General features: G+C 38.7%; 11 protein-coding genes. 5 read left to right on the forward strand and 6 right to left on the reverse strand.

The genetic code is table 11. The features are described from left to right. Window positions 1–122: 122 nt before the first annotated feature. The 5 genes from ASF92_RS09995 to ASF92_RS10015 all read right to left on the reverse strand — a co-directional run bounded on the left by ASF92_RS09995 (window position 123) and on the right by ASF92_RS10015 (window position 6,714). A complete protein-coding gene (locus tag ASF92_RS09995; RefSeq protein WP_056091804.1) occupies window positions 123–3,176 on the reverse strand; it encodes an efflux RND transporter permease subunit in 3,054 nt (1,017 codons plus the stop codon). Window positions 3,177–3,263: 87 nt separating this feature from the next. Next, complete coding sequence (locus tag ASF92_RS10000) at window positions 3,264–4,310, reverse strand: efflux RND transporter periplasmic adaptor subunit (RefSeq protein WP_056091806.1); 1,047 nt, start codon at window positions 4,308–4,310, stop codon at window positions 3,264–3,266. Window positions 4,311–4,315: 5 nt separating this feature from the next. Beyond that, window positions 4,316–5,590: a TolC family protein gene (locus ASF92_RS10005; protein ID WP_197413274.1), complete on the reverse strand. Its 1,275-nt coding sequence runs from the start codon at window positions 5,588–5,590 to the stop codon at window positions 4,316–4,318. 141 nt (window positions 5,591–5,731) lie between these two features. Beyond that, the gene (locus ASF92_RS10010) at window positions 5,732–6,340 is read right to left on the reverse strand and encodes a TetR/AcrR family transcriptional regulator (RefSeq protein WP_056091809.1); all 609 of its coding nucleotides are present in this window, start codon (window positions 6,338–6,340) and stop codon (window positions 5,732–5,734) included. Between the two features lie 173 nt (window positions 6,341–6,513). Next, window positions 6,514–6,714 (reverse strand): hypothetical protein, encoded by a 201-nt coding sequence (locus ASF92_RS10015; protein ID WP_056091813.1) that lies wholly within the window; start codon window positions 6,712–6,714, stop codon window positions 6,514–6,516. A 570-nt stretch (window positions 6,715–7,284) separates the two neighbouring features. Between ASF92_RS10015 and ASF92_RS10020 the strand changes: the two genes are divergently transcribed. The 5 genes from ASF92_RS10020 (at window position 7,285) to ASF92_RS10040 (ending at window position 11,162) form a co-directional block, all read left to right on the forward strand. Beyond that, window positions 7,285–8,271, forward strand: a complete 987-nt coding sequence (locus ASF92_RS10020) for a DUF6119 family protein (protein ID WP_056091816.1) — start codon at window positions 7,285–7,287, stop codon at window positions 8,269–8,271. After that, window positions 8,262–9,065 (forward strand): DUF6119 family protein, encoded by an 804-nt coding sequence (locus tag ASF92_RS10025; RefSeq protein ID WP_056091820.1) that lies wholly within the window; start codon window positions 8,262–8,264, stop codon window positions 9,063–9,065. The genes ASF92_RS10020 and ASF92_RS10025 overlap by 10 nt, the downstream gene beginning before the upstream one ends. Before the next feature lie 297 nt (window positions 9,066–9,362). Continuing rightward, window positions 9,363–10,022 carry a hypothetical protein gene (locus ASF92_RS10030; protein WP_056091825.1) on the forward strand — a complete coding sequence of 220 codons (660 nt, stop codon included), beginning with the start codon at window positions 9,363–9,365 and terminating at the stop codon, window positions 10,020–10,022. Between the two features lie 7 nt (window positions 10,023–10,029). Continuing rightward, on the forward strand, window positions 10,030–10,719 hold the full coding sequence (locus ASF92_RS10035) for a hypothetical protein (RefSeq protein ID WP_157263818.1): 690 nt from the start codon (window positions 10,030–10,032) through the stop codon (window positions 10,717–10,719). After that, entirely contained in the window at window positions 10,719–11,162 is a 444-nt protein-coding gene (locus tag ASF92_RS10040) for a hypothetical protein (RefSeq protein ID WP_056091830.1), read from the forward strand. Before ASF92_RS10035 ends, ASF92_RS10040 begins: the two co-directional genes overlap by 1 nt. A gap of 688 nt (window positions 11,163–11,850) precedes the next feature. Here ASF92_RS10040 and ASF92_RS21005 read toward each other — a convergent pair. After that, window positions 11,851–12,069, reverse strand: coding sequence for a hypothetical protein (locus ASF92_RS21005; protein WP_157263820.1), 219 nt, complete (start codon window positions 12,067–12,069; stop codon window positions 11,851–11,853). Between the last annotated feature and the right edge of the window lie 511 nt (window positions 12,070–12,580).

Raw genomic sequence — 12,580 nt, forward strand, 5'->3', positions numbered from 1 at the left:
TGTTAAGCTTGTTTCACCAATGTAGTTGGTTCATCTTTTTCAATTTTTAAGTACGCGGTTAATCAGGCTAATTAGGTAGCGCTTCACATCCAGCAAAAGGTCTTCTTTTCTATTTTGGCCTATCATATCTTTTCGTGCAGTTGAGGTGGTATCAGTTTATACATGACGGGTGTCACGATCCTTGATAATATTGTTGAGCTGATCAGCCCACCAATCAGTACAATGGCAAGTGGCGCTATCTGCGGATTAGGGTTCATGGCAATCGGGATCAGCCCACATATCGCAGTGATAGAGGTCAATACCACAGGCAGAAACCTGGTTTCTCCAGCTATGTTTATCGCCTCATCGATACTCTTTCCCTCTTCTCGCAACTGGTTGGTAAAATCGACTAAGAGCAAGGAGTTTTTTACCTGTATGCCAGAAAGTCCAATAAAACCAATAATGGACACCAAAGACATCGGATTGCCTGTGATTAACAGGAAGATTACCCCACCCAATACACCCAGCGGAATGATCGATAATACAATGATAATCCCCTTGAATGTTTTGAACTGTAACAATAAAACGGCGATGAAAAGAAAAGTACTCAAAATGATTACAGCAAGAAAATTTCCACCCAGCGCATCGCCTTCCGATTCCGCCTCACCAGATAATTTATAATAATAGCCCTTTGGCATTTTCATCCTATTGAGTTCTGGTACAATGTCCTTCAGTATATCGTTTGCCAGCACCCCATCTTTTGTAAGCGAGGTCACCTTGGCAAACCGTGATTTATTGAAATGGTTAATTGCCGTTGGAGAGGTCTCCATGCTGAGGGTCGCAATTTGATCGATTTGGATTGGCGCACCCTGGATATTATTAACATACAGGTTCTTCAATGCATCAAGATTTGAAAACTTATCACGTGGTATTGTGATCACAACATTTCTCGAATCTCCTCTATCATCAATGTAATCACCAACATTCAGCCCGGCAACGGCCATCCTGATTACCTTGTCGATATCGCTGGTCAATACACCCAATGTCCTGGCCTTTTCCTTATCGATTTTGATCTTAACATCCGATTTGTAGGCATTCAGTTCGTTATTGATGAAGAAAGTACCCGGGTGTTTACGCAGCAGTTCTTCGACCTTGAAAGAAAGCGACCTCAGGGTATCCTGGTTCGCTCCAAAAACCCTGACCACGATATTGGCTTCGATCGGTGTACCCTGTTCAAAGTCCTTTACCTCTATTTTTGCATAAGGAAAATCGCTAAACTTCGCTCGGAGCGTTTTGATCAGTCCGGTCTTGTCGATTGGACTGGTTTCATCATCCAATTGCACGAAGATTTGCGCAAAATCAGGTTTGATGTCCTGCTGGTGTACATTGTAATAAATCTGCGGATTGCCTTTCCCCACGTTAGAGGTATAATACACAATTTCATTGTGTTTTTTCAGCTCCATTTCCACCATCCTTGCAACCCTGTCACTTTCTGGAATATTTGCCTGCAGGGGCATTTTAACATTGATCAGGAACATCGGTTTTTCTGAAGTGGGGAAAAGTTTGAACCCTGCTAATGGAAATAATAAAAAGGCTAGAACGCTTAGTGCAACCGATATACCGATGGTTACCTTTGGCCATTTCAGCGCAAGCGGCATTACACCTCGGTACGACCAGGTCAAAAAGCCCTGCAATTTTTTAAGGAAATAATTCCCCTCCCCGTGGCTATGGGTTTTCAGGATTTTGCTACCGATAAAAGGCACGAGCGTTAATGCTACAATCATCGAGGCCAGCACACTGGTAATAATGGCCATAGGCAGGCTCCGAATAAATTCACCGGCCATATCGGGCAAAAATGCCAGGGGCAAAAATGCAATTACCAACGTTGCGGTACAGCCAACAACGGCTGCCCCAATCTGTTTGGTCCCCTTTAAAATGGCATCTTTTCTGGTATGTCCTTCCCTTAGCCACCTTTCGATATTCTCAACAACAACGATGCTGTCGTCGACGAGCAGACCCAGTGCGACCACTAGCCCCACAATGCTGAGCTGGTTGAGCGAGAAGCCCAACAGGTTCATCGCAATAAGGCCAAGGGCCAGCGAAAGTGGAATGGAGATCATTACGATCAGAGATGGTCTGAAGCCCAAAGGAAGCAGTGTAACCACGACCAGTACGATCGCCAATCCAAAATCAAAACCCAGGTGTCCCAACCGTTCGGAAACCATATCAGCCTGGTCAAAATTCTTAACCATTTTGATGTTCTCTGGCAATGTTTCGGAAAACTGCTCCAATACAGGTGTGTATTCTTTCTTAACCTGACTGATATCCACGTTGTTCTTCATTGAAGAAATAACCAATATACAGCGCTGCCCATTTATTCTTGTAATGTGGCTAACCGTGCCATCTTTATAGCCCACTACGGCCACGTCCTTTAGGTATACAATTTTTCCGCCAGCATTGTAGATAACCGTGTTGGCCACATCTTCCACGTTATTAAACTTGCCACTGGTCTTAACGTTAAAAACCTTGTCGTCCATATGGATGCTGCCGCCGGGAATGTCGGCCGCCTCACTCTGCAAACTGCCCATCACCACGTTCAAAGGAATTTTGAGCTGGGCAAGTTTATCCAGTTGCATGTCAATCCGGATTTCCTGCTCTGGCATTCCGGTATATTTCACCTCCCTGAGGTTGGTGATCTTTTCCAGCTGGGTCTTCAATTTGTCTGCATTGTCCCTTAATGTCTTGGACGAAGCTGTATTGGAGATCAGTGCCACCTGAATGATTTTCACATCTGATGAGGCGATTTTTTCGGTTTTGATTAGATAAATATCCTTTGGAAGTTCGCCATTCTTAAGAGCATTGATCTCTGTCGAAATTTCCTGATATTTATTGTCCACATCAACCCCATACTTGAACTTGATCTGTATGGCTGCTACACCATCCTCAACTGTCGTTAATATCTTATCGATGTTCTCAAGACCATAGATCTTGTTTTCAATGGGTTTTACCACCTGTTCTTCCATGTCCTTTGGACTGGTACCAGGGTAGATCACCGTGACGAGGTATTGTGGCGGATGGGTAGTGGGGTCTTCCGATCTGGGCATGGTAAAGAGCGTTAGCAGCCCTACCACCGCGACGAGCAAAAATATGATCAGGGTAAACTGATAGTTCTTTACGGCAAAGTTTGTAATTTTCATTGTATATAATTCCTTTTAATTTGATGAAGCGGTCGTGATTTATCCAGCGGGTAACTGAAAAATCATGACGGTTCCATGCCGTCTTTTTTACTTGATAATTTTTACGATGGACTGTTCATTGAGATAGGCGCTATTCGAGGTTACGATCTGATCGATCTCTTGCAGTTTATCTTTTAGATAAACATTTTTATTGTCAAACTTCAGAATAGTTACCGGCACCTTTCTAACACGATTTGTGCCCTTAGGTGTAAAGATGTAACCTGTCTCTCCATCTGCCTCTACCAGTGCGCTAAAGGGGATCACCGTAGCATTCTGTGAAGTGTTCGTCTGGATTGTTGCTTTTCCAAACATCCCGATTGCTGGCTTCAAATTGCCGAGTTGAAGCTTCAATTCCACTTGAAAGGATCCGATGGCTGCATCTGCTGACTGCATTTTGCGTAGTACTGTTGCCTGGAATTGCTGATCAGGATATCCATCTAGGTTAATAATGGCTAATTGTCCTGCTCTGATCCCTGCCCATTCCTGGTCGGTTACCCCAACTTTTAGCAAGTAACTATCGTTTTTTTGGGTAGAGCTGGTCATTAGTACAGGCATACCTCCGCCGATTACTTCACCTTCGCTGGCCACTTTTTTAGTTACAACACCATCAGAGGCAGCATATATCTTGGCATAGCGCTGGTTAAATGCAGTCGCCTCACTTGTTTTTCTGGCAAGGTCCAATGCCGTCTTGGTGTTCTGCAATTGCTCAAGGGTAAACACACTGTCTTTATAAAGATTTAGCGCCCTGGCATAGTCGCGTCTGGCCTTATCCACACCAAGGTCTGCCTGGGCCAATCCGGCCGCAATCTCTGTGGTGTTCAGGGTAGCAAGTAACTGCCCCTTTTTAAAAAATTGCCCCTCATTAACCTGTATGCTGCTGATTACGCCGCCAATCTTAAAGGAATAATTAGTCTCATTCTCGGTGCTGACCAGACCAGTAGTCTGAATAGAACCGGTAACGCCAAAGGAGGAAACAGGGGCAACTCTCACCGAGATGATGTCGGGCTGGCCCAGGGGATTTATATTTTTAGGTTTTTCTTTGCAGGCGAACAGTAGTGATGTAAGCGCAATAAGTGTGAGTTGTGTCTTGTTCATAATATTTATTGTATGTTGAAACTGGCGTTAGCACGTTCGATTGCAGTAAAGGATATCCAGGTATCGTATAGGGCGATATTGGATTGGAGCTGGGCATCAACCCATTGGTTCTGGGCGTCGAGCAGCTCTATGTAAATGGCCATCCCTTCCTTGTAAAGCTTGGTCATATCTTTATAGTAGGTCAGACTGGTCTTGAGTTGCGACTGTGCCGCCCGGTATTGTACAGCAGCACTTTGCAGGTTTGCCCTTCGTACATTCAGTTCGGTAAGCAGTTGTTGGGTAACATGATTGGTCTGCGCTGATACGGCCTGCTCACTGGCGATGGACTGTTTGATCTTGTAACCGTTTCGTCCCGAGGAGAACAGGTTCCATTCCAAAGAAACGCCCAGCAAATAATACTTACTTTTATCATTGAACTTCCAGTCGAAGGCCTGGGAACCCAAATCGAGCGACGTACCTATTTTTGGTATTAGGTAGGATTTGGCGAGACCAGTCAGGTTTTTATTGATCCCCTTTGCAATTTCGAGCTTTGCCAGTTCCTCACGACCATTTACATCGCCCAGCTGTAGATCATCCTCTGCTGGCAATGATGGAACATCGTAGGTTAAAATTGAATCAGTCAGTTTCTTGTTCAACAGGAAATTAAAATAATAACGTGCAGATGCTTCTGTTTTTTTTGCAGCGGCTAACGATGCATAAATTTTCGACACCTCATTTTGGCTGCGGAGCACCGCAGTACGGTTGATCTTATCGTTCTCAAAGAGTTTACGGTTTACCCTTTCGCCCTCTTCTAACAGTTTCAGAAAGGACTGGTAGATACCGATGGCATTGGTAGCCTTGAGATAATTATAATATGCCGTCTTGATTTCTTTCACAAGCTCGCGTTTATACAGTAGTACCTCCGCCTTCTGCATATCCACCTGTTGGGCCTTGATCCTTTTATTGTACACCAATTCGGCATTCAGGATGGGGAGGCTTGTACGGAACTTTGCATCATAGAAGTTATCTGGATTGAGCAGTATGCTCTGGTTCTGGAGTTGTGGAAACGAGTTGCTTCCTGTAAGCTGGTTCAATGTGGCGTAGGCAGCATTAAAGAGGTCACCGGTTGGGAAATCGATTGTCCTTCCTCCGTCGGCCCTGGTGTAGGTAGTTGAGAAAGTTACGCTTGGCAGAAACATACTTTTTGCCTCCTGTAGCGCATAGATGTTCTTTTTCAGCAGGAAATCCTGCTCTTTAATGCTTTCGTTTGAAACCAGGCCTTGCTGGATGTAGCTGTTCAATTGTTTTTGACTGCTAGCATTTTTCGCAAAGCACAACATAAAGATTAGTAGGATGCAGCGTGTTGGTGTTTTTAAATTTTGAAGTAAAATAATCATTGTATTAAATTTAAACAGTGTTCAATTTTATATTAAAAAAAAGGCTTAGCCTTTTTCAAGCAGGTTGACCAAATAGGCATAACCATTTTCCATAAGCTCCTCCTTTGTCCTGTTCTGAAAAGCAACTGTCCGGTCCTTGCAGAACAGGGCACAGATTCCATGTATGGCAGAAAGGAACATAAAAGAAAAATAATCGGTATCCATCCCCTTGAACCTACCTTGATCCTGGCATTCCTTGATCAGGCCATGCAAATGGCTGATGGCACTTTGGGCAATCTGAAAGCCGCTTGACTCCGTATTCTTCAATGGCTCTTCCACCAAAAACATCAGGTTATAATAATCCTTATTTTCCTTTGCAAATTGAATGAATACACGACCTGAAGCCTTCAGGCGTTCGAAGGGGTCAATAACAGAATCCAGCACACGAAGTTGTTTAAGTAATAGGCTAAAGCCTTCCTTATGGAGTTCCTGAAAAATTTCGCTCTTATCCTTGAAATGGAAATAGATCACTCCCGCACTGTAGCTGATCTCACTTGCGATGTTGCGCATGCTCGTCTGTTCATAGCCGTTCTGAAGAAATACCTTTCGCGCACCATTCAATATGCGCTGGCGCATCTCCTGCTTTTCTTTTTGCTTTCTTTCTGTAATGCCCATGGATAAAATAATTTGTAAAGATATTAATCGGATCAGTAAATCTGTCCAACACCTTTAACAAGTCAAATTAAATGACATCACAAATGTATTGAACACTGTTCAAATAAACAAGTAGTTCTTTTAAATGAAATGCATTTTACTTCAAACTGACAATCGTGTTTAATTTAATCCGCTTACTCAATAGATTTCAACATGATTTCCCCTCCGGTTAAATCATCCGAGCTTACCTTAACTCTAATTTCTCCAGCTTTATTTGTTATTCTCATTACATACTTCGGTAATGGGAAATAGGTTGGGTGGCCAAGTAAATCAATATCGCCACAATATGCACCATGCCAGGGAAACAGCTCCGCAGATGAATCAAAGTTTGCCATTGCAAACCATAGAAACGATGTTGTTTATCATCAAATTGAACCAAATACCATGCTTTGCGGCATTCCATTCGAAAGCAAATCAGCCTACTTCGAAAAAGGCGATATTCCTATCGGGCATTTCCAAAAGAACGGAACCGAATATATGATAATTTACAGTTATGTTGCTGATAGGAAGGGAAGTTTTGAGTGATAAATGGGTAAACTAAATTTAAACCCTTGCGGATTGTGAGGGCTTTTGTATTCGCAAAAAAAAATATAAATGAAGGCTCTAAAATAAACAGTTCATTAATTAGCATAAAAATTTCCTTACGAACCTCAGATTAATGTAGTTAAATTAATTTGGGTAGTATTCCTCTTTGATACGGTTTACCGTAATACCATGATTAAACACTTTTTTATTTTAGCATCTCAAAATCAATTAATTATGAAAACCTAAAGCAGAAATCATCAAAATGATTAAAATCGAAAAATTGAATATTCAGATAATCCATTATCTAAATTAAGAAAACTAGATTTGAAGTTTTAATTCTCTTAAAAGGTTTACTTAGTTTTAAAAAACCCTAACGCTCAATGAATATCATTCCAAATATTTTTAAGATCGATACAAATCATCATCTTTTAAAACCAATAAAAGAAACAGTTTCAATTCTCCGAACAATAATAAAGGATTCGTATTTGAAAGCCGGTTGGAAGCTTAAAGCAGAGGATTTACAATTTACTGAATTCACAAATAATGGAATTACTTATTATTTATACTTGTATCCAATAAAAGATAAACAATCTGAATGGGCGAGTTTCTTACCAGAAGAATTACGGGGCGATGTTGATCGATTTCAGCAAACTAAAATATCATTAATCCTTTTTGTAAAGACTGAACATGAGCTTTTTGCTATAGTTGGTGGCGCAGCATACAGAATAGTTGTGAGCTTCATTGATCATTCTTATGGTTTATCAACTTATGATAGAATAATAAAGCTAACCGAGGATGAAGCAATGTCAACTAAATCTAGAGGAATAACAGGGCAACGAATTGGTATGAGTGAGCAATTTCGTGACCAATATAAGATGATCAACTATTTACAATTTGGCAAAATACCTAAAGAGCTACATATAAAATTGGCTGAGGAAACCGGAGATGAATATTTCGATTATCTATTATCAAAACCGAACGAAAGGCTGAACATCACGGTTGGCAAGGGATTTAGGATAAACAAACAGGTATCCTTTGAAACGCTTCAAAAAATAATATACTCATTAACTATCATTTTGGGAGTTGCGCCACAAGACCTTCTAAGTTCTTATATCGAAGTAAAAGATCATCTAGAGGTTGGTGAATTGCAAAAACAACTAAATCGAAAAATATTCAACCATATTCCATTTCTACTGGGTACCAGCAGAAATCAGTCTGATAATTTTGAATTTGATCTTGCAAGTCCAAATAATCTCGAAGCCTTTTATGAAGCAGAAAGTTATCAGTTAAAAGAAAAAAAAGGTGATAAACATGAAATTTTCGCAACAGTTTTGACAAGGATGAAATTTACAGAAAAGTGGTTTTAAGGGCATACGAACTTCATCCTAATGATGAAGTCGGCATGCTATTTTATTTACGTGGAGTTAGAATACATTGCGTCCAAGGAACTAAACACACCACTAGCTCAGGTTTTCTATATCATTTAAATGCGGAAATTAGTTATGAAGGTGATTCGGCCTTTTATATAGATACCAAATGGTATAAGGTAAAAGATGCTTTTGTTGACAGTCTGATAAACCAAACTGAAAGTATATTTAAAAACTTTAAACTACCAGCAGGTATATTAACTCATCCTTGGCCAATCCAACCTGGCACAACATTGCTAGCTAAAGAGGATGAATATAATTTAAAATATGATGGAACACCTGGATATATTGTTATGGACAAAATTTTGCCCGAGAATATCGAAATATGTGACATTTTCTATATTACTTCCGATGAATTATTCCTAATACACGTTAAGCACAGCTTTACTGCTAGAGTTCGTGAACTTACAAATCAGATATTAATAAGCGCTCGTAGATTGACTGAAGCAATCACAACCAAAAATTTAAACTATTTCAAAAATTCATTTAAACAAATAAACAAACAACACAAGAACACATTAAATTATTCAGAAACGGAGTTCGTTAATATGTTTTTTGAAAGAAAGATTACATATGTTTTCGCCACCGCATCTCAACTTAACACAGATCTTAAAATAGAGGGAAATGTAAAAAAATATAAATCAAACATTGCTAGATTTTCACTCACTACATGTTCTGCTGAAATGAGAACTCAATATTTTGATATGGTAATTTTTCAAATACCTAGAGGATAATTTCCCCTAATAAATAAAAATTATAAAAGATATATAAAGAAGTTTCTGCTTACTCGGTTCCTTGTAGCCAATGAATCCTGCTAAATAGGACAGTTGGTTGGTCGGGATTATTTAAGGTGACTGTCAAAATTTGCGCAAAATTTATTTAGAATGATTTTAAATTGTTATATTTAACATTATATAACAAGTGAAATTCAATTTTTTCCATAAATGGGAATATATTTGTTTATATAATAAAATAAATTAACCTCAAACAAATACTTCTTGCCAGAGTTAAATGGTTAGATAATACTGCTTATGCCACAATATTCAATTCCTACTCGCTATCGTAGCGGATTTAAAATATTATTAGAGCTGGATCGAGAAGCCTTAAGTTTACTTACCTCTAAATTGCGAACATTTCCTCTAGGGGGCGGGCCAAAACAACTAATTGAATTTTTGCATGAGCTTCCTATTCCGAATACTGATGAAGTTGCGCGTACAATATACAGTTTTGGCAATATTCTTATTGACAAAAATAGAGATATTTCTAAGATATCAAGGGAACTCGTTGATTACTTATTACAGGTTGATCCAGAAGGATTAAGCCCTTCAAAATCAGAGTCTTATTTTGAAAATCTTGTTATTATTTTAGAAAGCGCCGGCAACATCAAAACATCTTATAAAGCGCTGGCTTTGTCGTCGGACGTACCAAATGTTTTCAGACAGTCTACAATCCTCTCAGATCTTAGACTAATATTTCCAGATGATTTAGAAGACTTGGATCGGCATGCTATAATGCTTCATCAACTTAGAGTTATATACACATCTAGTGATATAGACAAGTCCTTCCATCTTTCTTTAGACAGAAAAGATTTAGAGACTCTGAGAAATCAAATAGATAGAGCATTAACGAAAGAAAACATCGTGGTTACTGAATATAGTAAACATCTAGATATCATTAAATTAGGAGAATAATATGTCAATGACGCAAAAATTAAATTCGACTATTCGAAGCGTTGAAGATTGTGGCCTTCACCCAAATTATAAGAACGATTTCGACCTTAATAATAACTTCTCAGATCAAACAGTCTATGGAACTCCCATAGATATTGAAGGAAATGAATATCAGAAAAAGGAATCGGTTGATAAGTTTGCTGATATCTACACAAAATTTGACAATCATATCCAAGTCGGCTCCATAAGAGGGCATCTTAAGGGAATAGTTTATAGACCTCATAGTTATAAAATACATGACTTTTGGGAGGATATTTTTGATAGGCAGAATCCTTTAGATCTATTTAATCAAACTATATCTAAATCAAAGTATATTCTAGAATTAGAAAAAGGATGGGATGATGCGGATGCACCTAGGATCGAACCTTTATTGTTTAATACAGCGTGTAAATGTATATCCAATTACATCGAATCTATATATAAAGAAAAGTTTTTCGTGATACAATCTCCAGAAATAGCGCCAGTTGCAGATGGATCCTTGGATTTTAGTTGGCAACTTGATAACGCAAGAATGTTGATTAATTTTAGGTCTTTTAACGAAGAAGTTTTTGCTTATTTCTATGGAGATTTAAAAGATAATAAAATACCGATAAAAGGAAATGTTCCTGCAAAAGAGGTATTTGAACATCTAATGAAATGGATGCAATATCTTAAATAATGGATGTAAAGTTAAATGGCGAATTTTCGGACAATTGCGTTCTCATTCGAAATAGCCATAAGCAATACATTAAAAACGCAAAGCCTCTACCAGCTGCTTTTAGTCCAGATGGCGGAATGTCGACCGATTGGGATAAATATACGACTCCAGAGGAATCATTGGCTAGAATCGGATTAACTACAAAAATTAATGGCGAACTAAAGAATACAGATTTTTTCAACTTATTTGGATTGAAAGTTGGAGATATCAAAATGATAGAGGGTGTAAATTCTATCGATTTCACACCGATCTTTCACAACCCACAGATCTATGGGAAACCAAATAATCCTAGTCACTCTGATGTGCATTATGTTGACGTGGAACTTCGCTTGAAATTTTCTGAAATAGCCTTTCCTATTAATGTAGACCGAAGTGCTGTCTCCTTAATTATATCTCAGAGTTAAAACATTGTTAAACCAAGCCCCCGCCAAAACCGGGGGTTTTTATTTGTGTGAAAGTAATCTTACATTTTCAATTTCAAATTTTGATGCTCTTTTATTAGCTTCAAAGAATATCTAGATTTAGTTAATCTCTTGCACCATGATCTATATAGAGCGCCTTTTGCTACTATTAAATATTCGCAAATCTTGCTGTCATACTTAAAAAATCGCTTTCCCTTTCCTAGCGCATTCTTAGCGGTTAGGGAGCTGCTATAGCTGACTTGTGCTTCCAAAGCTTAATAATCATTTTTAATAAGCACAAAATTAATAGGAAATAAAAAAAAACCGGAGCCAAGATAAAAAACCTGAACTCCGGTGAAGTACCCAAAAGGAGATCCAATAACCACCTGGGCCGCCTTTGACGATATCGCTCAATAAGTTTGGCAACCAGCTCAGTATATTGCTTTAAGTTTTAAATATAAATTACAATTTCATTTTTTTGATATGTAATCGATTGGGACTGTTTGTAATCAAGCTCATTTATAGAGAAAATCAGTCCCCAATCTTCCTTTTAGATGTGAAACTATCCGTAAAAATTTATCCTTATGCAATTGTAATCGCTGTAGCAAACCCAGACAACAACCGATTTAAAAAAGAGCCGTGCCTAGTACGAGCCAACGTACCGTCCGAAAATTCAAAACGATTTGAATCGCTAAGCAGCCTCCGCCTGGATTGCTAAGTCATTAATTTTATCCAGAATTATGGTTGGTATATTGCAATTATCTTCAGGGATAAAAGTCCCGTTCGATTTAATTAAATAGCCCATTTCCATGCCATCGACAAATACCCTGCATCGAATGGTTTCTGAGGGGACTTGTGTGAGGATAACGACTTCTCCATTTAGGAATAAGATTCTGGTTTTGTTTTTCATTAACATAATTTAGGTAGATAGGTTAATCTACCTGAACAACTTGCATACCACAGTTTATCAATAATGTACGCATTTAAAACATTAAAGGAATAATCTAAGTTTAAACAACCTTAGTGTACATTTTACACAATAAAAAATTTGCTTTTTTTTAAGGGCTTTCATTTTCACAGCAACCGGTGTAGGATATAAACTGTAGTGGAATTCATACATTTCCATTGATTTCTGTATTCAGCTTATCCACAGGCTTATTGGAAAGCGGGTAATTTCAGGTTAGTGACTAATAGGAGAAATGCACTAACTTGTTTGGCTAAGTAGATCTTTCGATGTTTGGGATGAGTAACCGCCAAGCATCTTTGTATTGATTTCAATCCGATGAAAATTGCACCTTTTCTAGCGCATTCTTAGCGGTCGGGAGCTGTTGTGGCTGACTTGTGCTTCAAAACTTAATAAATTAATCATTTTAATAACGTGCAAATCAATAGGAAATAAAAAAACCGGAGCCAAGATTAAA

The sequence above is a fragment of the Pedobacter sp. Leaf176 genome, from assembly GCF_001424305.1.
Lineage (GTDB): Bacteria > Bacteroidota > Bacteroidia > Sphingobacteriales > Sphingobacteriaceae > Pedobacter.